Origin of the sequence: Microcoleus vaginatus FACHB-2002 (assembly GCF_040004035.1) — a bacterium.
In the GTDB taxonomy this organism is placed as follows: Bacteria; Cyanobacteriota; Cyanobacteriia; order Cyanobacteriales; family Microcoleaceae; genus Microcoleus; species Microcoleus vaginatus_C.
Genome location: NZ_JAMPLN010000059.1, coordinates 1 through 26,952, shown reverse-complemented (window position 1 = coordinate 26,952; position 26,952 = coordinate 1). Strand labels below are relative to the sequence as shown.

Genomic DNA, 26,952 nt, shown 5'->3' with positions numbered 1-26,952 from the left:
TTTTGAGTCAGAAATACTCTTAATCGAGCGCCCATATATTAATTACCTCACTAAAGCTATACCTTTCTTTATGTATCTTAACATAGTTTTGTTTTTTTTCGCCGACCTACTTAGCATAGTGTGGGAACCGACATCAATGGAAGATCAACTTAGCGTTCACAACAGCGCTGCAACAGGGCGAAGACACCATAATTAATAGTTGATTTGGCTCTAATTTTTGAATTTTTAATGTGAGTTAGAAAACAATTAAAAACCCGGTTTCTTATTAAAGAAATCGGGTTATTGAAATCGATGGTGAAGCGCGATTTTCTGTCTAAACTATTCGGAAAATAAAAGGGTAGCGGTATGGTTGGTTAGGAGTTTGCAAAACGTGGAGGATAGCCATTATTGTCAGTCCCCAGTGTAGCAGATAACCTAGGGGCACTAGGATAAAGCCAGCAAGACCGAAAGTGACGACAGTTAACGCCACAATTACGGCGCTGTACACCCATACATTAAGGTGAAAATTGATCGCTTCTGTGGCATTTTCTTTGACAACGGGGTCATCTGATACTAACAATACAGCGATCGGCGCTCCGATCGAGAACAGTAACGTGCTGAAAAAAATCGCCCCGTGGCACACCAGTGATAGCAGCTTCCGCTTGTCGGAATCGTACATATTAGTTTTCTTTCCTTGACTTTAGTGATAATTTTACCTTTAATGACAACTGTAGCACAGGCTATAATGGCGATCGGGTGATGATTCCCCTACCTAATTTGTGATGACAACAGAACTCGAAACTGAACTGCTAACTGCTGTTGAGCGCCGGCGCAACTTTGCTATTATCTCGCACCCCGACGCGGGTAAAACTACTTTGACAGAAAAGCTGCTGCTGTACGGAGGCGCAATTCACGAAGCAGGTTCGGTGAAAGCGCGGCGGGCTCAGCGACACGCTACCTCTGACTGGATGGCGATGGAACAGCAGCGGGGAATTTCTATTACTTCTACTGTTTTGCAGTTTGAGTATAAAAAATATCACATTAATCTGCTCGATACTCCGGGACACCAAGATTTTAGCGAAGATACTTATCGAACTCTGGCGGCGGCTGACAATGCAGTGATGCTTGAGGATGCTGCTAAGGGTTTGGAACCGCAAACTCGCAAGTTATTTGAAGTTTGTAAGCTGCGAAGTCTGCCTATTTTTACTTTCTTTAATAAACTGGATCGCCCTAGCAGAGAACCTTTGGATTTGTTGGACGAAATTGAGAAAGAATTGGGGTTGCAGACTTATCCGGTAAATTGGCCCATAGGTACGGGCGATCGCTTTAAAGGTGTTTTCGATCGCAGGGCGCGCAAAATTCACTTATTCGAGCGGGCTAAACACGGTTCTCGCGCTGCTGTTGATACTGTCATCGAATTGGGCGATCCGCGCATTGAAGATTTGTTGGAACAAGACCTTTACTATCAGCTCAAAGAAGAGTTAGAACTGCTGGATGAGTTGGGAACTGAACTCGATTTAGACTTGGTTCGGGCTGGAAAAATGACGCCTGTTTTCTTTGGCAGCGCCATGAGCAATTTTGGGGTCGAACTGTTTTTAGATGCGTTTTTAGATTACGCTATGAAGCCGATCGCCCGCAAGAGCAGCGCCGGAGATTTGCCGCCAACTTATGAAGACTTTACCGGGTTTGTGTTTAAGTTGCAAGCGAATATGGACCCGCGACACCGCGATCGCGTTGCCTTTATTCGGGTTTGTACGGGCAAGTTTGAAAAGGACATGAACGTGACTCACGCTCGCAGTGGTAAAACGGTGCGTTTGTCAAGGCCTCAAAAGTTATTTGCTCAGGATCGGGAGTCGATCGAGGTTGCGTATCCGGGCGATGTGATAGGTTTGAACAATCCGGGGGTATTTGCGATCGGCGATACTATTTACACCGGCCAAAAACTGGAATATGAAGGGATTCCCTGTTTTTCTCCAGAACTTTTTGCTTTTTTGAGAAATCCCAATCCTTCTAAGTTTAAGCAGTTCCGCAAGGGCGTTTCTGAGTTGCAGGAAGAAGGCGCAGTGCAAATTATGTACTCGGTTGATGAGTCGAAACGCGAGCCAATTTTGGCTGCTGTGGGACAATTGCAATTTGAAGTTGTGCAGTTCAGAATGCAGTCGGAATATAATGTGGAAACGACGATCGATATGTTGCCTTACAGTGTAGCTCGTTGGGTTGACGGCGGTTGGGAGGCGCTGGAAAAAGTTGGGCGGCTGTTTAATACGGTGACGGTAAAAGATACTTGGGGAAGGCCTGTTTTGCTGTTTAGAAATGAGTGGAATTGCCGCCAGGTGGAAGGGGAGCATCCTGTGTTGAAGTTAAATGCGATCGCCCCTGTGGTTTCGGGTTTGGCTGTTAGCGAGGAGTGAGATTACCGCAGGCAAAGGACACAACACTGTTGTGTCCATACAAATGATATTTATGCGGCTTAAATACGCCGGATATAAGAAGTTACAATCACGGCTCTAACAGTTTTTCTAAGATGGTGTAAATGTCTTTTTTGTCACCATCTTTACGTCTCCCTAGTCCCAAGACAACAACTAGAACTCGATCTTGTTCGACTTGATAAACTATACGATAGCGCTGTCCAACAGCTCGGATGCTGCGAAATCCTGATAGGTTATCTACAAGGGCTTTGCCTTGCTTTTGTGGTTCAACTTTTAGTTGATCAATGCGATCGCGCAATTTTTCCTGTTCTCGTCGATCTTTGACTGCCTCCAACATTTCCAGTGCCAGTGGCGTAAGCTGGATCTCATATTCGATCGCATTTTCTTCGTGATTCATAGTCCCAATTTTGCTTTGGCATTTTCCCAGGAAATAGTTTCGCCTTGGCGTGCTTGGGTGATGCTTTGACGCAATTTGGTAACGAATTCTGTATCGGTGAGAATATCTAAGGTTTCTAACAGTTCAGTCAAATGCGTGTAGCTGATTGCAGCCATAACGGGAACGCCATCTTGAGTGATGATGATAGGCTCATTGATAAGTTCTTGGGGTAAGTTTGGAAGCTGCTGCTGTGCTTGGGCAATGGTGAGTCGTTTGGACATGGTTGTACTAAAGCAACATTACTTTTAATTTAGCATTTCGGCCCAACTAACTGGTTTCCAGCCGCTGACCCTGGTAACGAGTAAATCCAAAATCTAAGATCCAAAATCTAAAATCCAAAATGGATTGACGGCGGCCCCCCTCTGCGGCTACGCTTTGAATTGAGAGGTTGCTTTGCTTGTAGAGGAGGCAGCCCGCGTCGCCCAAAAATCTAGTTGCACTGCCCAAAGCTGCTACCAACAGCAATGGACAGCTAACCGCCAAACTGGGACTAGCAGTCTGGAGGCTAACGGAGTATCTTAACATCCTCTGTAGCCGCCCTGCTATGTGTTGAAATGCGGGGCGGCTGGGTTTTTGGGTTTTTCTAGAAAACCCAAAACCAGGAGAACATATTATGTCACAGGAATTCTTGCCTGACGACAACAAATCCGATCGCCCAAATAACGACTCAGCAGCAGTATGCGAACAGGAAGTGGTGTTGTTAACGGTTGTCGGTTCGCCCAAAGGTGTCCGGGAAACCATACTCACTTTGTACCGGCTGGGATTTGCAGAAGTGGGCGATTGGAGTCCCGTACAGCGTGCGGCTAATCCGAAGCAGGTGATGAGTGTGCTGATCCGTCGGAAGCGGGCTGATGGTACATCGCCGAGACAATCTGGGCGGTAAGCTGCAAGGTTAAATAGCTAAATTCGAGGGCGGGCTTTTAACGCTCTGTCCCTGAGTCCGGCAGGGGTTTCAACCCCTGCCTCAAAGCAAAAGTCCTCGCTATGAGGACTGAAGAATTCATTAGTCCTCATAGCGAGGACTTTTGCTAAAAGCCCCGTGGAATTCATTCCCTGGCGGCCTTTCGGTTTAAGTTAACTGGACACATCCTCGTTTTTAATGCCGCGTCTTTACTCCTTGCGATCGAGGTAACTGCTGACAGTATTCTCACCCACATTATCGAGAAGTTGTTGCAGCGCATCGCGGCTATTGCGAACCAGATCGTTGTTAGGAGCAATGGCTAAAGATCGATTAAACATTTCCAGAGCCTCTTGCCAATTCTTGAGTGCTTCCTGTTGCTCAGATAATGTTGCTTGTAAATCACCCAGTATTCTCAGTGCAATACCTTTGTTGTTGAGGACAATGATGTCATCCGGTGCAATAAGTAAAGCTCTATTGTAAGCCGCGATCGCATCTGAGTAAGACTGTTTTGCCGCCTCAAATTCACTTAGCTGTGCTTGCAATTCACCCAGACTTAACAGCCCATTCCCTTTCTTGTTGAGAGCACAGATATAATCCGGTGCAATAAGTAAAGCAGAATTACAGGCAGCGCTCGCCTCAAAGTAAGACTGTTTTGCCATCTCAAATTCACTTAGCTGTGCTTGCAATTCACCCAGACTTCGCAGCGCATTCCCTTTGTTGTTGAGAGCATTGATATAATCCGGTGCAATAAGTAAAGCAGAATTATAGGCTGCGATCGCTTCAAAGTAAGACTGTTTTGCCGCCTCAAATTCACTTAGCTGTGCTTGCAATTCACCCAGACTTCGCAGCGCATTCCCTTTGTTGTTGAGAACATCGATATAATCCGGTGCAATAAGTAAAGCAGAATTATAGGCTGCGATCGCTTCAAAGTAAGACTGTTTTGCCGCCTCAAATTCACTTAGCTTTGCTTGTAATTCACCCAGACGTAGTAGCGCAATCCCTTTGCTGTTGAGAGCATTGGTATAATCCGGTGCAATAAGTAAAGCAGAATTACAAGCAGCGATCGCCTCAAAGTAAGACTGTTTTGCCGCCTCAAATTCACTCAGAATTGCTTGCAAATTACCCAGACGTAGTAGCGCAATCCCTTTGTTGTTGAGACTACAAATATAATCCGGTGCAATAAGTAAAGCAGAATTACAGGCAGCGATCGCCTCAAAATAAGACTGTTTTGCCGTCTCAAATTCACTTAGCTGTGCTTGCAATTCACCCAGACTTTGCAGCGCATTCCCTTTGTTGGTGAGAGCAGCGATATCATCCGGTGCAATAAGTAAAGCAGAATTATAGGCTGCAACTGCCTCTAGATGTTCCTGTCTTGCTTCTACATATCGAGCCAAGCGAGCATAGTAATCTCCCTCCGAGCGCGATACTCTACCAAGCCAATAATCACTTTTAATCCACAACTCATCTCTAACTCCCAGCAGCGACTCGCATTCCCCGTAACGACTCAGCCGCAATGCTTCATCAAACAGCTCTTCCCATTCCTTCACACCCCGCTCCCAATCCAAGCGATTAGCATGATAAATTGCCTCAGCCACATCCCCCACTTCCCGATAATGCCCCTCTAAAACCTCATGCGCCCTGCGAGTTTTCGGATGATCCCGATCTGCATCCAAGCGCCGCAATAAATCGTGAATCCGATACCAATTATCCCCCCGCTTTTCCGATTTCCACACAAAGGAAAAACTCGTCAAAACCTCAAAATTAGCACTACTTGCCTGGAAGTGACAACCCACTCCCAATTTCACATACAAATCCTCATCAAAAGCGCGGCAAGCACTCAGCGAATGCACAGCCAATCGCACTTCCCGATCCACATACAAAAGCAGCCTATCCGTTAACTCCGCCGTCTTATTTTCCAACTTCGGAATCCGCGAAAAATCCGACGCCAGCAACTCAATTCCCCGCCTTCTTTCTGCCAGCACCACATCCGCGCACAAACCTAAATAAAACGGATGTACCTGCAAATTCTCCCAATTATCATCAGGATTGACGCTGGCATATTTAATTACAGCATCTGCCAAATTGGTCTTTTCAATCTCCACTTTGTGCAAGTAATCCCTCGCATCGTCCGGCGACAAATGCCAAACCAATTGTGCATCTATATAATCTGCGGGAATCGGAAACTTCGACGCATTCGGCCACCGCAATTGCGTCACCGGACAATCTCGCCCCGCCACAGCAACCACAATCCCCAATTTGTAATCCAATGCCCTCAACAACCGCCTAAACCACTCATCTTGATACCAAAAAGTTGCGCCTTGAGAATTGCGTTTTTCATCCCACATTTTCTCGTGAGTATCGAACAGCATCACGAGGCGAGGGGGTTTATTTCTACCAGCCATTGCCGCATTCAAATCCCCAGCAAACAATTTCGGCAAATAGTCTGTTAACTCAGTATCAATATCTTGACGGCGAATTTGATCCGCCTTTTCATCGCTGACACCCAAGCGATTTTGAATTAATTTCATCGCCCGCTTAATCCCGCCGAATTTATCTATCCCTTTGAGTACCGCCACCGCTTGCGCCACCACCGGAAAATCTGCAAAAGTTTCAACTATAGGTACCACCAATTCCGCCACATCATCGGGAAAAAGTTGGTTGAGAGTTGCCTGTGATTCGCCTTTGTTCAGCAAATACCAAAAGCAAGCAAAGTCATAATTGGGAAATTTAAATTTATATTTCTTGGTGGCTGCTGCAATATTGCGCCGCAGCATCAGCAAGCCGTAAAATCTATCTTGCGGTTTATCTTCTTTAATCGGTATCAATCCGAAATCGTGTCTGACTGCGGGGATGGGAGTGTAGGTTTTAGCTGCTGCATAGCGGACGAAATTAGCAACTTCGGCGGCTTGCGATTCAGGGAGTTCGCGCCATTTTTGCCATACCTCCGGTGCAAATCTTTTGCAGCAGTGAAACTCCAAGTGTTTTAGCAGCAATGACTTGCCGTTACCTCCATCCCCGAAAAAATACAAAATTTGTTCGGGAGGCGGGTCGTCGTTTAAATAAAAGGCAAATCTGCGGGTAAATTCGTGTCTGTCGGTGAAGAGTTGGAGTTTGCGATCGTCCCCGATAGATTCGCTTTCAAAATCTTCGTCGTCAATTGGCATAAGTGTGCAGGTGAGGTATTAATTTAATTATAAGCAAAAATTAGATTGGCTCAGCGAGTGAAATCGCGTCTACACAAACTTTAGTTTCTCTCTAAGAGACTAAGAGATCGAGGAAATATTTAACCCGGATTTAGCATAATTCATCAGTCCTCATAGCCAGAACTTTAGCTTTGAGGCAGGGGTTTAAACTCCTGCCCGATCGCAACGATCGCCCGCTTGGAGTGGCCGAAAGTTTGACTATTAAGCGGTTTCAACCGCCGAAGAAACAGCAACAAATGGTGACAGAGAAATAGAGCTGTGTTAGAACAGCTATCGATCGACCACCCAAGCTATCTTAGAAAGGACGCTAGCGAAAGCACAGTCATGGCACCTCCCACTAATCCAAATCCGGCGGATTCATCTGCAAAACAGTCTCTAGAGGCTGGGCTAGCAGCTTTGAAACAGCAGGATTACCCCACCGCGATCGCCCTTTTAGAATCCGTTACTCAAACCGCAGCTAATCAGCCGTCGGGAATCCGCGCGCAGATGGGGTTAGTGGGTGCGTACAAAGCAACCGGTAATGTCAAAAAGGCGATCGCCCTGTGCTCTTCCCTCGCCAAAAGTCCCAACTCTCAAGTCAAAACTTGGGCCGATCGCGTTTTAACAGAATTAACCCCCCCTCGCCCCCCAAAACCACCGGAAAATAAACCAAAATCCGCAGAAACTCCCCCCGAAACAGGCTTTGTCGCCTTTGATGCCGGAACTAAATCGCCGAAAAAAACGATTGGGGGCGATCGACCGACCGCAGATAAAAAAACAGGATTTTTACCTTTAGAGCCTGCTTTAGAACCTGGAAACGCCAAATCGACACATATTTCCCCGCCACCTCCACCCCCCACAAGCCAGACTTCAGAACCGGAAAACTCGACCGAAACCGCACCCGATACAGAAATTAGCGGCGAAAATAGTTCCGGTTCCCCAACAGATATCCCCGGATTCGCCAGCCCAGATACTTACCAACTCACTTGGCGCGAAGCAGGGCGCGCCAAAAGCCCGCGCCCGCTCAAACCGCTGAAGTTGCTGGAGTTTCGGCTGCAAGCCGTTGCAAGTGCGATCGCCCTATTTTTCCTAGCCCGGTTTATCCTGCAATTCCTGCTGACAAACACTAATTCTCTGTTGGTTCAGCTTTACATATTCAGTAGACTGCCTATTTTCGCGCCGATTCAGCTTTTTTACCGCGATCCAACTCCGTTTGTTCAGATGGTGTTTGGATTGCTTTTGGCCTCGTCTCCGTGGCTGATAGACGCGCTGCTGAAACTGTTTTGCGGCATCGAAACTCTGCGCGGGTCAGTTTTATCCAAGCACAGCAAGGAAGCTAGTCGGGTACTGCGAAGCTTTTGTACCAAGCAAAATATGCCGGTGCCGGTGCTGAAACTCTTGCCGCTGAATGTTCCTGTAGCTTTCAGTTACGGCTGTTTGCCCCGTTTTGCTCGGATTGCTGTGAGTCGCGGGCTGTTGGAACAATTGACGGATGATGAAATTGCCACTATTTTCGCGCGGGAGTTGGGCCATATCTCTCACTGGGATTTTGCGCCGATGTCGCTGGCGCTGCTGGTGATTCAGATTCCTTACCTGATTTATTGGCAGGTGGCGCACTGGCAAGAGCGGTTGTGTGATTTAATGACGATCGAGTTTTTGCGTTCTGCTGTCAAATTTGTGGCCGCTGCAATTTCTGCTACCAGTTACGGGATTTATAAGTTGTTGCGCTGGCCGATGTTGTGGCTGTCGCGCCGCAGAGTGTATTTTAGCGATCGCACTGCTGCAGAAATTACGGGTAATCCTAACGGTTTGACGCGGGCATTGTCTAAAATTGCGATCGGCATTGCTGATAATATCGAGCAGCAAAAACAAACTAGCTTTTTCCTCGAAAGTTTCGATCTATTGTTACCGGTAGGCGTTGGACAAGCTGTAACCCTTGGTTCTGCTGCATTACACGCGCCGCTAGAACAGATTTTGCTGTGGGATGTCAGCAATCAGGAGCGCAATTGGTTGACGGTTAACCGGGCGCATCCTTTGCTGGGAGAGCGTTTGAAGCTGTTGGCTCTTTATGCTCAATTCTGGCAACTGGAGACAGAGTTAGATTTGGCAAACGCGGGAGTGCAAGAACAACCCACGAAAGGAAAATTGTCTCTGTTTAAGTCAATACTCGAATTTAAAGACTCAAAACTATTTTTACAGGGTGCGCCGTTTTTTGGAATTCCGATGAGTTTGGCGATAGTCGGGGTGCTTTGGCTGATTGGGTGGATTTTTTCGAGGACGAGTATATGGCAGTTGGATTGGCTTTGGGGCGATCGATCGATTATTTGGGGCTGTTTGCCGATCGGGTTTAGCATCGGTACTTTGATGCGGATCAATTATTTCTTCCCGGATATTATACCGCGAGAAACGGCTTCGCCGAGTTTGCCGGAAATTTTGTCAAATCCCGATAGTTTGCCGCTGGATGCTGAACCGGTGCGGCTGGAAGGGCAACTTTTGGGTCGATCGGGTATGAGTAATTGGCTGGGACAAGATTTGATTTTGCAAACGGCGACAGGGTTGGTGAGGTTGCACTATGTTTCGAGGTTTGGCTACATTGGCTCTTTGTGGCCATTTTTATTCAAAGAGACTACTCGCCCTAGCGATTTGATCGGAACATCTGTTGTGGCGACTGGTTGGCTGCGCCGGGGTGCTACTGTGGCGATCGACCTTGAAAGTCTCCGCAGTCAAGGAGGGAAAGTCAGTGACAGCGGACATCCGATTTGGTCTGCGATTTTGGCCTTTGCTGCTGCTATTTGGGGCGCATACATCATTATCCAGGGCCCAAGGTGAGGAATAGTTGTCCGATTGTGGGGTGAATCGGTCTCAACGCGCAGCCTCGATCGGTTTTGAGTTAAACAGCGGAGGGGCGATCGGATTCTGGAGTGGCTCCCTACGCACCCTACAGTCTATCCGTTACATCCGTTACAAAATCCGTTGCCGAACTTCCTTCTTCCTTCGTAAAGAAAAGTTGCTTTTTTGCCCGCAGTCTGTTACATTAGTTTACATGAATTGGATTGAACCAAACAGCGCGATAACTTCTGTTGGCTAAAATCCCTTAAGGCATTGCGTAAAAATTGTCAACATCCCAACACAGCAAGTACAGCCAGCCGCTTGTCGGCTGTTTTTTTTCGACCGCTATTTTAGCTGTGCGGGATGAATTCTCAAAAGTGATTCAGATGTGGTTTCCGTTAAATTCAGACTGAAATCTTCCTAAATAACTAGCTCTGTTACCAAGGCTGTGATACCTTTAAAGAATGCTCGGACTCTGCCGGGCCTGATTTAAGGGATACCGGGTAAGTGAGTAGTTCTCAGCATTAGGAGCGAGATTAGGATCGAGGTAAGATTACTGGCTGAAAAAATGTTAGCCATTTTATCCATCACTGTATTAAACTGAATACTGGCATTCCGATCGCTTGCAATTGACATCCTTGGACATAAATTTCTAGACGGCGCTGGCTATAAACATTCTGAATCAAAACCGGAAGCAAGTAATACAGAATAGCCAATAGCCTAAACATTTGAGTGATGACTAAAAGTTTACACAACAACCTGAGATTTAAAAGCTCTCTGCATCGGCGGTTAAGTTCCGGCCTTATCAGAGTAAATCATCTTTTTGTTCTAAAAGGTGGGGGGAGCTGTCAAGGTTGGTGGGAGGAATGCGCCAATTCTCGGGTTATGTGGTGTTTGCCTGAAGTCAATATTCAGTTGACTTCAGGTAATTCTGTTCGAGCAAATTAATTAAAATCCAAGTCGGGAGGAATTTTTCATGTCTATTCGTCTTTATGTTGGCAATCTACCGAAGGAACTGGATCGCCAAGAATTGCAAGAAGTTTTTGCACCGGAGGGCGAATCTGTTACCACAAAGGTAATTACAGACCGCAAAACTGGAAAATGCAGAGGATTTGGTTTTGTGACGGTGCTAACCGACGAACAAGCCGACCAAGTTATTGAGAAATACAATGGCTTGATGTTCAAAGAAAACCCGCTGAAAATAGAGAAGGCATTGCCCCGCTCTAAGGGTAAATCTGAGAAGGGCGAAGACGATCAGCAGCAGTCGCCGCAGTCACCGCAGTTGGTGTCGGCATCGGCGTCTGTGCCTATGCCTGTGCCTGCGCCGCAGCAACAGCAGCGCTCGGCTCCTCCTACCCAAGGTGGAGGCGGTTCCAGCAAAAGCAATCGCCGTCGGGGTGACAACAACAAGTCTCGCCGCAATCAGTCAGCAGCAACGGTGTCGAGCGCTGATTCCGGCTCGGTGCAGCCAGATCCGCGCTGGGCGAGTGCTCTGGAAGAACTCAAGCAAAGATTGGTGGAAGCTCAGACTACTAATTAGTCGAAAATGGCGGCTAATTGCTGCTGCCTCTCGACTCTGGTTGACTGAATGTATCTGGAAGTGCGATCGAGAATGGGTCAAATAACCCTGTTCTCGATCGCACTCTTTTATGGTAAAAAACCTCTAATATCTAGCAGTGCGGTACAATAACCGCGATCGGGGAAGTAATGAAAACTCCAGTCTTCATTACCAACCAGTTTGATTTTGGTCGATCGAGCGGACACGATGTCATATCCTGAGAATGGTTGGCAAAAAACCCGGTTTCTCTGAAAATATAGAGTTAAGCAGCGAAACATTTAGAAAGAAACCCGGTTTTTAGCCCTCCTAAATAATTCCTGCTTATTCGATCGGCCCGAATTCAATTGTCTCAATAAACTCAAAAATCTTGTTCATAATTCCCTCAACTTCAGACTCCAGCGAACCCAATTCATCCCCCTCGTGATAAATGCGCTGACAGCTTACCGTGTAGCAAAAATCGTCAGCAATAAAAGCCAAAAGTCCCCGGTAAGCATCCAACCGAGTCAGAGGACCCTCGTTTTCTTGCACGCTGATAGTTGCACCCGCAGGCAAATCTAAAACCACGAAATAAGCTTCTTCATCTTCTAAATATTCTGCGTGGAGTAACTTAGAATTGGCAACATTAGCAAGAATTGCCTGAGAAACAAAATTGTCGAGAAAAGACTTGAGATAAGCTTCCTCGCCAACCGACTCGATAGTTTCTTCAACTTCACCAGCAACAGGGAAATAATCAATTTTCAGCAAAACGCCAAAGTCGTCTGAAAATGCGACACAGCTTTCTTGCTCATCAATTTTACCGCCTCGTTCCTCGTCAACTGGAATGGGAACGCTAAAATTGCCTTCAGGAGATACGTACCATGCCGCATGGAAATCAGACTCTTCGCCCTCTACTTCCGAGTAAGCAGCAGTTACATCCTCAATAATTTCTGCTGCTTCCTCGTCTTCCACACCTAATGCTTGCTGGAATTCCTGAAGAAAAGCCTGGTGCTTCTGAGAGATTTCGCCATCTGCGACAAACATTGCTGCGGTTATTGCAAAAGTATCCAACACTAACTCATCTGGCATGGATTCCCAAGCAGTATTAAATAATGCTCCTAAACCGTCTTGGGCAACAATACCGTCGAGTTTTTGAAACATTGCTGACATATCATCTTCCGAGTATTCAGCAAATATTTCTGATTCCCAAAGTATGCTTTCTAAGATATCAGCATCCGTATCAGGGGAATTTGCCTCCGCTGCCACAAATGCTACCGCTGCTACGGATTCTTCTAAAGTCAAGCTTGCTTCGGATTGGTCTTCTGAATTGAATATTTTATCAAACTTGCCCACAGGTTTTGCCCCGCTAGTGTTTAGTTTTGCTATTCATAGCAAATTTATGACATAAAAAGATAGTAGTCAGGGATACATTTACTTTTTGCAAAATCCCGCCAGTCAATGTAGGGTGCGTCTAGCCTTACACCTTACCACTGGTGAATATCAAATCTCCAATTAATTTACCAAGGACTGCCAATTATTGTGAATCCGGCCCAAAATTTCGGGTGAGAGAAATCTGCATTTGCTACTTGTGTAGCTTGATTAATGTCGATCGCGCCTTGAGTTCCCCGCAATTGACCGTCTTTTACTACAATTTGTTTGTGGATCATTGCCAGTTGAGCTTTTCTGAGCGCTTCAGCTTTAATGTTTTCCGATCGCAAATTGCCATAAAACTCGGTCATCAGTCCCAAAGTGGCGATATCCTTAACTTTCCACAAACTCGCTAGCGCTGATTTGACACCGCTGCGGACGGCCAGTCCAGCAAATCCCATTTCTGCTGTATTGTCCCCGATCGCAGTTTGGCAGGCACTCAGCACTAATAACTCTACTTGTCGGCGATCGTACCACTTCGCCGATCTAAATTCATCCAGCGCCAAAGAACGGTTCCACAAATGAATCTCAGCTTCCTTGCGTCCGTTTTGATGTTGCGGAAAGCTAGCGTGAGTAGCAAAGTGAACAATATCAAATGCCTGTTGCTGTCGCTGTTTGCTGAGATTGTTTAGGGTAAAGTTTTCGTTGAGAAAAGACCGTCCCCGCCACAAGGGTAATTCGGCAGCAGGATTGAGAAAACTTTCATTTCTGCTCAATCCCGCTTGATTTTTCCTGTCGCTTCTGGTACCGGCGATCGCAGATAATTCGATCGGCACCGCAGGCAAAGGATCTTGATCGGTGTGTGGAAATTCGGAAGCACCCATCGCTAAAACTTGAGCGTTTTTCAAACTTTTATACTTTGTGTTACTCAGGCTGACACTGGGAATTGAGCCTACACTGTACTTTTCTACTAAAAACTGCTTGCCGTCGTGCAAACCTGCTAGCGGTAGTTGGCGCAAACCGGCATCAAAGGAAAACACTAGCGTATCTATATTTAATGCTTCTAAATTTGAACTAATCGGCGCAATTAACCACTGGTAAAGTTGCTCAGCTATTGGCAAATATTCTTCACTTTGCGAATCATTCGATTGACCCAAATAGCGATGAAATTCTGCCACTTTTCCCAGCAAAACTGCGCTACTGACCGGAATAGTTTTGAGAATCGGAGGGCCGTCTGGAACTACTAACACTAAAGATAATTCTTCGAGACGGACGATCACGTAAACAATTACAGCTTGCTTCCCCGTTTCCTCCTTAATTGTTTTCAGAGTTTCTCTCACATATTGAAAATTAACTTGTTGATCCGTGAAGTTTTCCCCATAATAATTTTCGTAGTCTTGTTCAAAGAGTTGGTCAATTAGAGCAACAGCATCGTTAGCATTGCCTTGTTCTAAAGTTTGTTCTACGAGCGACCTGCTAATTTGTGACGGAAAGAGATTTGGGATATCTGCAGGTGGGGGATTTTCTGCCATCGGAGGGGGAGTGGGAGTTGGTTCGGGAGTTGGGGCGGGGGCTGGAATTGGTGCGGGAATTGGAGTTGGTGCGGGCGCTGGAGTTGGTGCGGGTACTGGATTAACGGGAGGTGATTCTATTTGCGGCAGAGAGATTTGGGGAATATTGGCCAACCAATTAGTAGGGTTTTCAGCAGGTTGTTCTGGAGGAGGCGTCTCGGCGGGAGCGGGATTTAAGACTATGTATCCGTCGGGTTGTTCGGTGGAAGAAGCGCCAAGCTGCGGCAGGTTTTCTGGAGGGTTTTCTGATGCTGGGATAAAGGTAATATTGGGTGTTTCAACGGGCGGTATGTCGATCGATATTTGTCGATTATTTTCTAGTTGAAAGCCAACTCTGGTATTTCCAGTTTCAGGATTTAGCTCGAAAGAAGTTTCAGCACCCAATAAATCGCCAATTAAAAAAGCTAAATTTTGTTGGGGAGTCTGGCTGGGGCTGACAGCGGTTGCGGGGACGGGTGCAGGCGCTGGTACGATCGCACTTGCAGGCGCGGGTACGATCGAGCTTGCAGGTGCTGGCTGAATCTGAGTTACGGGCTGGGTTACGGAGGCAAGAGGGGCTGTGGGCGCGGGATTTGGCGCGTTTGAAGGTTGGGGGGCGATCGCAGGTTGAGCGCCGAGGGAGGAGGTGATTTGGGAAACAGAGGGAAGGGTAGGTCTCGAAGCTATGCGGGCAGCAGCGTTTGGGGTTGTGGGTGTTGAGGGCTGTGTGGGGCGCGCGCGGGGTGGCAGTACGAATGAATCGGGCAATTCAGGTAGTTGGAAGTCGATGGGAAAACCAGGTATCGGATCGGGTGTTGCCGAAGGTGCGATCGAAGTTTCGGGTGTTGCCGAAGGTTCAATAAATATTTGGGGAATTGGGAAAGGTGCGATCGAGCTTTCCGGTGTTGGGGCAGGTGCGATCGAGCTTTCGGGTGTTGCCGAAGGTGCGAGGGGTAAACGCGGTGGGAGTTGCGGGGAGGGTGTGCCTGCAGGCGCTGGAGTAGCTGCGGCTGTGGGTGCGGGCGTTGGAGTATCTGCTGGTGTGGGTGCGGGCGTTGGAGTAGCTGCTGGTGTGGGTGCGGGCGTTGGAGTGGCTGCGGGTGTGGGTGCGGGCGCTGGAGTAGCTGCTGGTGTGGGTGCGGGCGCTGGAGTAGCTGCGGGTGTTGGAGTAGCTGCTGGTGTGGGTGCAACTATTGGCGGCGGTACGGAATTAATTTGAATGCGATCGACATCCTGTCTGTGAGTATAAAGATAGGAGTTATCCGGCAAAATTGTTTGTATGGGATTACTATTGCCCCTAGTAAGTGCACCCGCCGTTCCATTTGTCTGGGAATTGCCGACAATAAACGGCGTTAATCCTGCGCCTCCGTGGCGGATAATTATAGTACCGCCGTTAGCATCTCCAGGACTTCCAGCCGTAGAAATGCTAGCATTGATGCCGTTTCTGTCTGTGAAGGAATTGAGCGATCGAAAAAACATTCCCATCAGAATCTCCACATTTCCACCGATACCGCTGCCCTGACTCTGAGCATCAATTTGACTGACAGTAATATTGCCAGAAGTGCTGCGGTTATAAGCTGTAACATTCCCTGCATTCCCCTTTGCCGAAGAGTCAATTTTACCAACATTAATACTTCCGGTAGCGTCGAGCAAGATACTGCCGCCATTACCAGCAGACGAGGTATTGATATCGCCCGCAGTAATATTAGTTCCCGCATTCAAATCTATATTGCCACCATTGTTAGGGGAAGTCGCATCAAGATTTTTTGTTGTGATTTCTCCGTTCTCACTAAACAAAGAAATTCCGGCGGGTGAGGTGATATTTTTGGCTGTAATATTATTCGTAGTAATAATGTTAATTGCATCGGAGGTTTCGGGAATATCATCTTGAATACTGACGCTGTTGAGGGGAGTAACACTGCCAACAGCATCGCCAAAATCAACACTTCCGGCATCGGGTTGAACAGTCAGACTGTAAGGCCCGTCAACAGTAGACTTAAAAGTAATATCGCCAGTCTCTAAAATTTTTACCGACAGGTTATCACCTAATGTCAGCGGAGCGTTAAAAGTAATGTTATTGCGGTTAGTTTCGATCTTGCCCTTGGCAGTAATAGAGTCATTTGCCTGGACATCAATATTGCCGCCAGTCACAGTAATGCTGGGAGCGAAAGTGCGGGAATTAATATCCGATGTCGAAACTGTTCCGCCAGCATTTATGGTGATTCCTCCGCCCTTACCATTTGCTGCAGCGGTAATAATTGGGCCGGCAGTTGTGTCGATATTACCGCCGCTTTGAATGCGAAGATTGCCACTGTTGGCGTTGAACCCGCTTAATAATACAGCCGAGTTCCCAATTCCGGCTGTAGTGATATTGTTGGTGGCTTCTAGGGAAATATTGCCGCCGTTGTTGCCGCCCATTGCATTGATGATTCCGGCCGTAGTGTCGATCGATCCGCCGCTTTTAAAGGTTATTGAGCCACCGTCTTGGGTGCCACTTGATCCGATCGCATTGGTAGTAATATTTCCCTGAGCATTTAAATTGACAGTGCCACCTTTGTTAGTTGTAACACCCGCAGATGAACTATTATAACTTGTAGTTAGCTTACCTGTAGTGACATTACCATTTTTATTAGTAAATTCAAGATTTCCACCCTGTAATTTGCCTCCGACTAATACATCACTTATATTAATGTCACCTTTGGTAGTAGACAAACTAACGTTGCTGCCATTGCCATTAGTAGAAACACCTGTAAGCGTCGCTGCTGTGATGCCGCTGTCAGCTTGAATCGTGACTTTTCCAGCAGCGCTCGCGCCCGTGGTATCGATCGCTCCGATGTTAATTGTACCGTTGGTGTTAGTCAAGTTAAGATTTCCACCCTGTATTCCCGATACTGACACGCCACCTATATTAATGTCACCGCTGGCAGTAGATAAAGTAACATTGCTACCGTTGCCGTTACTAGAAGTACCCGCGATCGCGGTTCCTGTTGTCGGTGTTGTGATGCCGCTGTTGGCTTGAATGGTAATATTTCCAGCAGCGCGATCGCCCGTGACATCGATCGTTCCGGTATTTATGGAACCGGCAGTGCTCGTAAGTGCGATCGGGCCACCGTTTTGCTTCGCCTTAACATAAAGGTTGCCTGTGGTAATATCGCGAGCTGCATTTAAGGTAATCGAGCCTCCATTTTCCGAGTTGACGTTAATCAAAATTGTCCCTGTTAGAGAGCCGGTTGAGTTTAAGATCCCTGTAGTGATGCTGCCATTAGTGCTAGTAAAATTCATACTCCCATTTTGCAATGTACTATAGTTTAATACATCACCTGTTTTAATATTTCCACTTGTAGAGATAGTAATATTGCCACCTTTATTACCAGTGTATGAAGAAGTATTGATATCTCCAATCTCAATATTGCCATTTAGGCTCGTAATAGTGATATTCCCACCATCATATGAAGAACCATAATTTAATGTGGATATCGTATTTAAAGTAATATTACCCTTTGCTTGTAAATTTATAAAACCAGGAATGCCGATGTAATCACCCGTATATATAGATGAGGAACCCTGGAAAATAATAGCACCCTGTTCGCTGATGATAGTAATGTTACCGCTCTTTCTAGTAGCTATTGTGCTAGAACCTGTCGGTGTAAAAGTTGTTAAACAATCAAAGCCAGCATTACAGCCGAGCGTGATATCGTTTTTCGCTTTAATGATAATATTACCGCTTCCACTAACTCCGCCAGTAAGTATACCATCCCTCCCAATTTCATTTCCTACTATAAAAGTAAAGCTGCCACCTGCATTCACAGTAATATCAGCGCCACTGCCATCACCACTATCAACTTGAGTGCTAAGTGTTTCGGTTGAAATATTTCCCCCTGCATTCAAAAATATATAACCAGCGTTACCTCCCAGACCTATTGTCGAAATTCTTCCTGTTTGAATGTTACCTGTAGCTTGCATAATTACAGGTCCTTGGGTATTGCTTGGTCCTGAATAGCCAATAATTCCAACTTTAATGTCGCCACCCGATCGCAAAATTACCGCTTGCGAATTGCCCAAAATAAATTCATCTGTACCCGGAGAAGCACCAGCATAAGTTGCATCGGCACTCGTAATACTGATATCTCCATTAAAAGTAATATTTCCAGTACCCGAAGTTGTGTCTACCTTGAGAGATGCACCCGTGTAACCCCCAGAAGTATAGTCATCAGGCTGCGTAAAAATTGGATCGTACAGACTAATAAAATTCGCAGGTTTACCAGATAAATCAACAATCGATGTCTTACTGCCACTTCTAAAGTGAGCATCTGTAGATATCATGCCATCACTCGCTAAAGTCAAATTTCCACCACTTACAAAAGGCGTTTGCGAAAGATGGTTCAGCGCCAAAAGATCGATACTTTGATTTCCCTGAATGTAGAGATTTCCGCCAGCATTCGCCACAAACGGATTTGCCACACTGTCGCGCACCCGCACAGTATTGTCAGCCAGCAAATTCAAATCGCCCGTTGTACGCAACAGACTTTCAACTAATGTCAAATTGCGATAAGCTGACAGCGTTGCACTTCCCGCGCTTACGCCTTTAGCAACTGCATCTGCATTCTCTACTTGCACACCACCAGTTAATTCTACTTGCCCTTGAGAATTAACTGTCACCCCCGTTGCACTTCCCCCGCCACCAGTCAACAACTGCGGCAAAGATGCAACTGGCCACACCCAATTTTGAGGCAAACTCCCCGCGACAGATTGCGGCTGAATCTCCAAACTTAACAGATTTCCCGGTTGACTAATTCTGACTAAACTCTCACCCGGTACAGCCGCAACAGTAATATTTCCTCCCGGTGCAGAAACTTGTCCCGTACTCAAAACCGTGCCGCCCAATAAAGTTAAATTTTGCCCTTGTCCCACTGCCAAATTGCCTAAATTGACAATTCCTCCCGGCTGTGTATTTGTAAAAGCAAAAGTATTCGGATTTCCGACTAATTGAGTATAATTATTAGTACCAGCCGCACTAAACCAGTTATTGCCAAAACCGATGCCCGTCGCAGTAGTAGCAGTGAAAGCAGCAGGCACGTTCAAACTGGCATTTGTGCCAAATACAATTCCCGCCGGATTCATTAAAAATAAATTGGAATTGCCGCCCGTTATTTGAATTAATCCGTTAATTAACGAAGCATCGCCGCCGACAACTCGCCCTAAAATATTGCGGATATTGGGATTTGATATAAAGTTAGCAGTTTGTCCTTGAGTTAAACCAAATTCTTGGAAACTGTGAAATAGATTTGTGCCGTCGCCGGATTGTTGGCCGCCGTTGATGTTAAATTGGTTGCCGCTGGGAGTAATTTGAGTATTCGTGCCGTCGGTTGCGGGGGTAATTTGGGCTGTGGCTGTTTGGGATGGGGCGAAAAGTCCTATTTCCCACATTGCTAAGGCGGTAAATGAGAGAAAGGTGAGGAAAAAGCGGGGTTTTTTGTGTGTTGATTTCATGGTTTTGTTAGTAGATGATATCTCGTACACTCTGATAATTGCGAAAGTCCGCCAGCGCCCTCTGACAGTCCCAAAGTCCGCCAGGGAATGAATTCCCTGGCTAATAGCGAAAGTCCTCTGAAGAGGACTGTAGAAAAAAGTTTGGTATTAGTCCACTGAAGAAGACTGTCGAAAAAAGTTTGATATCAGTCCAGTTTAGTGGACTTTTGCTTTGAGGCAGGGAATGAATTCCCTGCCGGAATTAATGTCACAATTCCTGCCGGAATTAACGTCACAGCCCGTTACTATTTCCTGTCTTCCCTCCTTTGCAAATCTCGCAATTGCTTCTCTACCTTTTCCGCCATTGGCAAATCTCCCAAAGTTGTATATCCATCTTTTGCCATTCGCAAATATTTCATAGCTTCCAGATTATTTCTCATGGCTGAATGAACTTGTCCCAATCCGTATCGAGCGGCCGTCAACTCCTCAATATCGTCAGGTTTCGCCGTATTAATCACCTTGGAATAGTAGACTTCAGCCTGGGGAACGAGTTGTAGCTTTTCCAGATACAGGTCGCCCAACGTGCGATAAATGGGCGGTGTTTCCATGCCTGTTTCTTGTAAATTTTCTAAAATTTCTCTTGCTTCGGCAATCAAGTTTGTGTTAAGATAAACGCTAGAAGTTGCTAATTTTTTGGCGTTTTCGTTAGGTACTTGTTTGTCGATCGCCCCAACCGCATCCTTAACGGCCTGAACCTGCTTCTCATCCAGCAACCCAAACTCTGTATCTCCTCCTCCCACAGCACTTTCTGAAGAAACGCCCGTATTCGCCTCGACAATCAATCGGTACCTAACACCCGGTTTCAGCACTGGTTCCCCCGGATAGACAGCCTCAGTACCGCTAACAGTCATTTCCCAGTTTAATTTCGCTCCATTTTCGCGGAGGCTCAACTTATAGCTAGTAGCACCAGCAACCGGATTCCACCGCAAAATTGGCTTGCTGTCTAGCAATTTCGTGCGCCCCGGACTGATAATATAAGGAATTGGCGCGCTATTCCAAGCAATTTTACCGTCGCCGCGATCGGGACATTTAATCAAGTCGGTGCTGCAATCCGATTTCGACTCTTCTTTGGCTAACAAACAGCTATTCAATTGATTTTCACCCGGTGCGATCGACTTAATTCCCCAATCGGCACATTGGATCGTCAGTTGGGCGTTTTGTGCTGTTCGCAATTTGTCTCCCGGATAAATCGGCGTACCGCTGGTAGGGCGGACAATTAGCCCGTTTTGGCGCTCGATCGCAACTTCCCCGCTACTATGGATAATCAGTCCGTTGGATATTCTGTTACTGGCTGCTAGTGCGGTAGTTGCGATCGAGCTTAAAGCTATAAAAACTGCAATCCTGATTTTCATCTTATATTTCCTTTTATTCGTAAATGTTGTTTGGCAGTTTGGATACATTTATCTTGTTCTGGTACGCTAGATTTAGAATATTTAATCGTTTGTTTCCAGTGTTCTAACGCTTCATGTGGCTTACCTTTAGTTTCCAGAACCTGTGCTAAAAAACACTGAGCTTCCGGGCTATTCTCTTTCAATCCAATTGCTGTTTGAAAATCTATTTCGGCATCGTCATACTGCTGTTCTTTGAACCGTATCCAGCCGCGATTTTTGATACAAGCAGCTTTTACTCCGTCGTGTTTAGCGTGCTCTAAACAAAGGTTGATCGCTTTTAAAGCTGCTTGATGTTTATCCTTGCGAATGAATAATTTAGATATTTGAGCAGAAGCATCAGGAAGTCCTCGCAATACAGCATTTTGCATTGCCTCTAACGCACCTCTATCGTCATTCAATTCGTCGCACAACATAGCTAAGTTATAGTAAGGTTGTGCATAATTTAGGTTAATTAAACTTGCTAATTTGTAGAATTTTTTCGCCATTAAAGGTTTATTTTGACGGTGGTTTTCCATGCCAATTTGATTAGCAACTGGGGCAAGTATCGGGCCCATTAACATATAACTGCTAGCGGTAGTAGCTAAACCGATTCCCAGGCGCTGCATCAAATTAGAAATAAAAAGAGAGATATCGTTGTTTCGGCGATCGCCCCCAGTATCACCCAAAACATCGGCCACAGACACAAGCAGGCGATCGTGCTTTAATTGCAGTAAAGTCAACCCCTCAAAAGTTGGCTGCTGACAGAGCACTGGTATCGCACTCGCACCGGGAAACTCAGATTCCCACTTCTGTAAATAATCCTTAGCTTTTCGTACTGCTAAAAACAAAGGATATTCTTTGCTTAAATATCCGAATAAAGACTTAACAAAATCGTGAGCAATTTTATCTGGTATCGGCGCACGCATCACAATCATTGACGGTAAAGGCAAGCCTCCCGCTACTAAATCTGCTGCCAATTGGAGGCTAGAGCACGAGTTTAAAATTAGCAACTCCAATCCTTGAAAAATTGATTTTTCTAAGCCATCTTTTAAATAGTCTATTGTGACATTATTATCGCAATTTGCTTGATTGATATGGAGCCATCCATTGACAGAATTGCTATCGCTATGTCCGCCGTAATACAAAATTTGCCAGTTTTTTTCATCCTGTGAAAGATGATCGCGCAACTGTTGAGGGGTTGGTTGTTGAATAAATTGTAACTCGCAGCGATCGCCCAAAGACCTTTGAAGACTTTTCTCATCTTGTTTCAGATCTAGTCCCTCACTATTACCGGAGACACATAAAATTCTACCTCGCGAAGGCAGAGGCATTCCGCCTGTAGTTGCCTTTTTGAGAGCTTTTCTATACTGGGACGGACTTTTAATTATTTCACAGTTTTTGTAATCTTCGCGAAATTTCCACGCATCCCAAGGCAGATGCCAATTTTCCGAATCTTTGATTTCGAGAAATACTTCAAAGCACTGATCTCGACCACCAAACGCATCAACTACATTTCTAAAATTATGCTCAATTCCCGCATAAAATTCCTCACTACTCAGCCACAGCCTCATAGATTCATTCAAATATTGATAGATCAATTGAGGATTATCTTCAGAAATATTGGTTGTCCCTGTAGCCTTAACTTTAATTCTAGAAAGGATGTTGCTAGATTTTCCCGCACGACAAATAAGTTGCCATCTTTTTTGCAGATCATCAACTTCCGCGGCTGGTGGCAAACTTCCTTTAAATTTATGAACTGTTGTTTGGTTTTCTTGAAACTCCCCTGTGATGTCGGGAAAACCCTTGTGTAGATCCCCAATCCCTAAACCCAAGATAAATCTTAAGCTCATAAATTAGACGCGAGTAGAGTTAATCGAGATATCATACCACAAAATTTTCTGTGACGCTAAAATCATCTAAAGCTACTCGAATACTAAAACTCTCGTCTCGATCTACCTCAATATCCTTCAGCAAAATGTACCTCTCCTGAATCCTTGATTGTGACTCGGTTAGATTTTTACCGATGTCGGATATTAAGGAAAGTTTAATATTCTGGGGCAGGTAACGTTCTCCGATCGCCGGATGCAGTTGAACGTGAACTCTGACAGTGCGATCGCTCTCTTCAGCAATCGCCACTAACAAAGCAACCGTTGTCCTTCCCAGCCGCATTCCCAAGTCAATCAACTTAGCCCGCGTGACATCGGCTTCGGGAAACCTATTGATGCTACTTTGACTGCCCTGTAACGCAGATTCTTCTCTCGAATTTCCACCTCCTCGGAATGCAAAACTGGGGGTTTCGTCAGGGTAAATCAGATTTTTTAACTTTTGTTTACCTTCCTCCAATTGCTGCAAAAATATTTCTGCAAAATTTGGCAACCATTTACCTAAATTAGATTTAACCGGATTTTCAATTTGAACACGAGAAGTTTTTGCTTGCGGGTTAAATACCGCTTCAAAAGGCTGCCAATCAGCCGTAAATACATTCATAAACCACTGACTGAGGTTAATTTTAGATTCCAACAAATGTTCTAGATGCCCTAAGAAATCATCCAGGGAATGCAATTCGCTCAATACTAATTCCCCCGCATCCGCATTTGGAGAAAAACCAAGCAATCTCGCTTCCTTTTCCTCCTCATCAATTTCTACTGCAATATAGCCAATGCGTTCTGCCCTTGCTTCCACCGGCACCGGGCAAATCTCAGGCGGATGTGCCGAGGAATTATGATTGCCATTTTCTGGATTTTGATGCCGATTATTAATTGGACGGCATTCGATTTTTCCCAATCCTTTAACATACAAATCTCCTGCATCTGTAAACAGGCGAATTACGGGATTCCAGCTATCGCATTCAGTCAAGTCAGTTTCAATATCAATGATTTTTAGATAATCGCGAACTGCCAGCACTGCCAAAGTATTGAGATAAACTTGCTCGTGCCTTTGCGGGTGGCGCTGTTGGGTGGCAAACTGCTGAGCGACTTGCAGTGCCTTCTGAGTAATTGGCATCGGCAAAGATTCGATTTCCCAAAGGTTGCTATGGTTCATTGTTCTGGTACACTCCTGGTATATTTAAAGTTTGATATCCTTGGTCTTCGCAAAATTTTTGTAGCAGATGACGACAGTCATTTTTGAACAATTGATATAAAGTAGAATGCGCGCAGCCAAACTCTTTGGCGAGTTCTTGAAGACTTTGACCGTACAAACATTTGCGCTGCAATAAAACTTGACAATTTATCTGCGGTTTTCCTCTAACGTGTCTGCTTTTCAACTCGTTATTTGGATCGGTTTCGATCCATTCTATAACTTCGTCTAAATAGAAAGTTACATCAGAATCGGCGGCGAGATAGTCAATGGGATTGATATTTTTTTCATCTTGTTTTCCTTCTGAGGACGCTATTCGACGGCGGTTTGGTGTGTCACTTTCTTTTATTGGGGCCAGACGACAATCAAACAGCCGCATTTTGAGATAGCGATTTAACCAAGTAGTAATCAGGCTTTCTTCGGGATCGTAAGGTCGTTTTGCTGTGGTAGCTTCACATAAATTTCGATTGAGATAGATCCAGGTTTCTTGCAATGCCTCTTCATAGTAAGGTGTTTTTGGTTTCCAGAGTTTGCCGGATTTGAGAATCTCTCGAATTAGTTGATTCAAGAAACGACCTCGCTGGATACTGCCGGGGGGCTGTTGGCAAGCTTTGGTGACGAGTTCGACGATTTGCTGGTGTGCGGGATCTTGATCGAACTTTTCCGATTTTACTGAGCACCCAACAGCATCGGATTCGTCGGATAAGTGGTCTTCTCCCTCGGAGGGGTTGGATTTATCAGTCATAGTTAAGTGCGGCCGCAACTTTGTTCCTACATTTACTTATCAGGATAAGTTGGAGGAATTTATGCGAAATTCTGAAAGTTTTTTTCAGCGGATGGTTGAAAGTCTTGCTGTGCGGTGGATTGGGTCGTTTAATTAGATGTGAATTTTTGTTAAGGCGCATCAAAACCAAAGAAACCGGGTTTTTGGTTTTGATGCAGGTTTGTAACGAAGTATTCTGCGAAAAACCCGGTTTCTGACCACCCGTGCGTAACATCGATCGCCCTTAAATCCCCAAAACACCCGTCGTTCCGTACTTCCACGCAGTCTTTGCAAAACTCGACCAAAAAAACTTGAGAGTTTTGCATAAAACTACCGAGCTCACCCCGATAAGTAAATAGGAAGAACAAAAAGGCTTTAGGGGCGATCGATCTTTGGCGCTAACAACCAGATCGATCGCGCAATCCGGCTATCTCGCAATCCCGAACTCCGGCAGGGGTTTCAACCCCTGCCTCAAAGCGAAAGTCGTCTGAAGACGACTGAAGAATTTACCAGTCCTTTTTGAGAGGACTTTGGCTATGAGGCGGGGAATGAATTCCCCGCCGGAATGTGGGGAAGTGCGTTATTCGATCGCCCTTAAATCCCGAAAACACCCGTTGTTCTGTACTTTCACCAGTGTTTGCAAAACTTTATCAAAAAAAACTTGAGAGTTTTGCATAAAACCACTGAGCTCACCCTGATAAATATACAGAAGGGAAATTACGAAGTTCGATCGCACTTGTTGAGAGTTATTCAAAAGTCCGATCGCCCGTAACTTCCCGATCGAAATCCGAACCAACATCCCAACGGATATTGGAAAGGGCTTCTTCCGATGTTGGTTTAATCTATTTCCACGGTTGCATTTATTGAGTTCATTTGAACTGGTAATTGCGACAACAGAGTTGAAGTGCGATCGCGCTTCGCGAGACTTCAGTTTGGGTAAATGACGGATATACGACAGCTAGAGAGTGCAGAAGTGCAGAAGTGCGATCGGGCTTGTCGATAGAGTCGCTTTGTCAATTTTCAGAACACATTGTATCTACCACGCGAGGACAATTATCATGGCTACTCCTAAACAATTTGATTTCGATAAAATTTACGATCAACTAATTGAAGAAGGGGGGAAATCTCATCTTCTCTATGTCAATGGTATTCGGACTCTCGATTTTGAGTTTAATCGTGACCTGAATTTACTTGACGCACAATGGAAAATCCGCAACAATAAATGGGCGCAAGATGCATCAGGTTTTCGAGGCTCAATTCAACTAGATGACAGATACTTAAATTCATCAGGTGGAAAAGATTTTGTAGACCTTGCTTCTTTTGCGACTGATTTTCTCTTTAACATGGCTCTTGATAGTATTAAGTGGAAAGATACATTTAAAGATTCAAAACGGTATAAAGATGCTAATGATTCAGGGTTGGATTTGGGTGAGTTTTTGGGCTCGGTTCTTGATACAGTAAAAAATGCTTTCGATTTATTTGAGAATTTTAAAGACGCTTACAAATTAGTTGAAAGCTTTGTGAACGTTTTTGCTGGTGGCGGAAGTGCAGTTGACCTTTTCAGAGATGATGATTTCACTGCTAAAGCAATCAAATTTTTGCAAGAATTTCTTCCAACTCCTTTAGACACTGCAATTAATAGTTTGTTTGATTCTCTTAACCCTGATTTAAAGGAGGCTCTTAAACAATTCTGGTATGCAGATATTGCGCCTAGTCAAGATGTAAATAGCTTGTGGGTTCCACAAACAAGTGAATGGCTCGTAACGCCAAATAATTCTCTAATTCTAGTCGGTCACTCTCAAGGCAACTTTTTCCTAGAAGATGGTTTGAAAGAAATGGGAGGATCTGCAAACGCCGATCTCATTAGAGTCCTAGCAATGGGTTCGCCAACCAGGGTAAGCTCATCTAATTTGGTATAAATTGTACTTGACAAAAAGGGCAAGATATAAAAGAGCATCCTGTCAAGAGCGGTTCTTTGAACCCATTTGAGATATTGTGACGCTC

General features: G+C 45.4%; 19 protein-coding genes. 6 read left to right on the top strand and 13 right to left on the bottom strand.

What is annotated here, in order from left to right; all coding sequences use genetic code 11:
* Positions 1–313 precede the first annotated feature (313 nt).
* Positions 314–658, bottom strand: coding sequence for a DUF4870 domain-containing protein (locus NDI35_RS28185; RefSeq protein ID WP_333067728.1), 345 nt, complete (start codon positions 656–658; stop codon positions 314–316).
* Between the two features lie 103 nt (positions 659–761).
* Here NDI35_RS28185 and prfC point away from each other — a divergent pair, with 103 nt between their 5' ends.
* Positions 762–2,390 (top strand): peptide chain release factor 3, encoded by a 1,629-nt coding sequence (gene prfC, locus NDI35_RS28180; protein ID WP_190735310.1) that lies wholly within the window; start codon positions 762–764, stop codon positions 2,388–2,390.
* Positions 2,391–2,478: 88 nt separating this feature from the next.
* Here the strand turns inward: prfC and NDI35_RS28175 are convergent, their stop codons facing one another.
* From NDI35_RS28175 to NDI35_RS28165, 3 genes are read right to left on the bottom strand one after another with little or no spacing between them, the layout of a single operon-like run.
* Positions 2,479–2,805 (bottom strand): type II toxin-antitoxin system RelE family toxin, encoded by a 327-nt coding sequence (locus NDI35_RS28175; protein ID WP_445315589.1) that lies wholly within the window; start codon positions 2,803–2,805, stop codon positions 2,479–2,481.
* A complete protein-coding gene (locus NDI35_RS28170; protein WP_333085681.1) occupies positions 2,802–3,065 on the bottom strand; it encodes a type II toxin-antitoxin system Phd/YefM family antitoxin in 264 nt (87 codons plus the stop codon). The genes NDI35_RS28175 and NDI35_RS28170 overlap by 4 nt, the downstream gene beginning before the upstream one ends.
* A gap of 46 nt (positions 3,066–3,111) precedes the next feature.
* On the bottom strand, positions 3,112–3,369 hold the full coding sequence (locus NDI35_RS28165) for a hypothetical protein (protein WP_445315588.1): 258 nt from the start codon (positions 3,367–3,369) through the stop codon (positions 3,112–3,114).
* 88 nt (positions 3,370–3,457) lie between these two features.
* Here NDI35_RS28165 and NDI35_RS28160 point away from each other — a divergent pair, with 88 nt between their 5' ends.
* Entirely contained in the window at positions 3,458–3,727 is a 270-nt protein-coding gene (locus tag NDI35_RS28160) for a hypothetical protein (protein ID WP_445315587.1), read from the top strand.
* 227 nt (positions 3,728–3,954) lie between these two features.
* Here the strand turns inward: NDI35_RS28160 and NDI35_RS28155 are convergent, their stop codons facing one another.
* Positions 3,955–6,909: a hypothetical protein gene (locus NDI35_RS28155; RefSeq protein WP_445315586.1), complete on the bottom strand. Its 2,955-nt coding sequence runs from the start codon at positions 6,907–6,909 to the stop codon at positions 3,955–3,957.
* Positions 6,910–7,079: 170 nt separating this feature from the next.
* On the opposite strand from NDI35_RS28155, the gene NDI35_RS28150 reads away from it, so the two are divergent.
* The 3 genes from NDI35_RS28150 (at position 7,080) to NDI35_RS28140 (ending at position 11,296) form a co-directional block, all read left to right on the top strand.
* Positions 7,080–7,202 (top strand): hypothetical protein, encoded by a 123-nt coding sequence (locus NDI35_RS28150; RefSeq protein ID WP_445315585.1) that lies wholly within the window; start codon positions 7,080–7,082, stop codon positions 7,200–7,202.
* 4 nt (positions 7,203–7,206) lie between these two features.
* Positions 7,207–9,756, top strand: a complete 2,550-nt coding sequence (locus NDI35_RS28145) for a M48 family metalloprotease (protein WP_445315584.1) — start codon at positions 7,207–7,209, stop codon at positions 9,754–9,756.
* 976 nt (positions 9,757–10,732) lie between these two features.
* A complete protein-coding gene (locus tag NDI35_RS28140; protein WP_333094544.1) occupies positions 10,733–11,296 on the top strand; it encodes an RNA recognition motif domain-containing protein in 564 nt (187 codons plus the stop codon).
* A 339-nt stretch (positions 11,297–11,635) separates the two neighbouring features.
* On the opposite strand, the gene NDI35_RS28135 is transcribed toward NDI35_RS28140, so the two are convergent.
* The 8 genes from NDI35_RS28135 to NDI35_RS28100 all read right to left on the bottom strand — a co-directional run bounded on the left by NDI35_RS28135 (position 11,636) and on the right by NDI35_RS28100 (position 25,747).
* Positions 11,636–12,643, bottom strand: a complete 1,008-nt coding sequence (locus tag NDI35_RS28135) for a tellurite resistance TerB family protein (RefSeq protein WP_445315583.1) — start codon at positions 12,641–12,643, stop codon at positions 11,636–11,638.
* 164 nt (positions 12,644–12,807) lie between these two features.
* Complete coding sequence (locus NDI35_RS28130) at positions 12,808–19,698, bottom strand: CHAT domain-containing protein (protein WP_445315582.1); 6,891 nt, start codon at positions 19,696–19,698, stop codon at positions 12,808–12,810.
* 284 nt (positions 19,699–19,982) lie between these two features.
* Positions 19,983–21,089, bottom strand: a complete 1,107-nt coding sequence (locus NDI35_RS28125; protein WP_445315581.1) for a hypothetical protein — start codon at positions 21,087–21,089, stop codon at positions 19,983–19,985.
* On the bottom strand, positions 21,086–22,957 hold the full coding sequence (locus NDI35_RS28120; protein ID WP_445315580.1) for a CHAT domain-containing tetratricopeptide repeat protein: 1,872 nt from the start codon (positions 22,955–22,957) through the stop codon (positions 21,086–21,088). Before NDI35_RS28120 ends, NDI35_RS28125 begins: the two co-directional genes overlap by 4 nt.
* 31 nt (positions 22,958–22,988) lie before the next feature.
* Positions 22,989–24,149, bottom strand: a complete 1,161-nt coding sequence (locus NDI35_RS28115) for a DUF1822 family protein (protein WP_445315579.1) — start codon at positions 24,147–24,149, stop codon at positions 22,989–22,991.
* The gene (locus NDI35_RS28110) at positions 24,139–24,930 is read right to left on the bottom strand and encodes a sigma-70 family RNA polymerase sigma factor (RefSeq protein WP_445315578.1); all 792 of its coding nucleotides are present in this window, start codon (positions 24,928–24,930) and stop codon (positions 24,139–24,141) included. Before NDI35_RS28110 ends, NDI35_RS28115 begins: the two co-directional genes overlap by 11 nt.
* Before the next feature lie 149 nt (positions 24,931–25,079).
* On the bottom strand, positions 25,080–25,274 hold the full coding sequence (locus tag NDI35_RS28105) for a hypothetical protein (RefSeq protein WP_445315577.1): 195 nt from the start codon (positions 25,272–25,274) through the stop codon (positions 25,080–25,082).
* A gap of 254 nt (positions 25,275–25,528) precedes the next feature.
* Positions 25,529–25,747 (bottom strand): hypothetical protein, encoded by a 219-nt coding sequence (locus NDI35_RS28100; protein WP_445315576.1) that lies wholly within the window; start codon positions 25,745–25,747, stop codon positions 25,529–25,531.
* Positions 25,748–26,006: 259 nt separating this feature from the next.
* Between NDI35_RS28100 and NDI35_RS28095 the strand changes: the two genes are divergently transcribed.
* Positions 26,007–26,867, top strand: a complete 861-nt coding sequence (locus NDI35_RS28095; RefSeq protein WP_445315575.1) for a hypothetical protein — start codon at positions 26,007–26,009, stop codon at positions 26,865–26,867.
* The last annotated feature ends 85 nt before the right edge of the window (positions 26,868–26,952 follow it).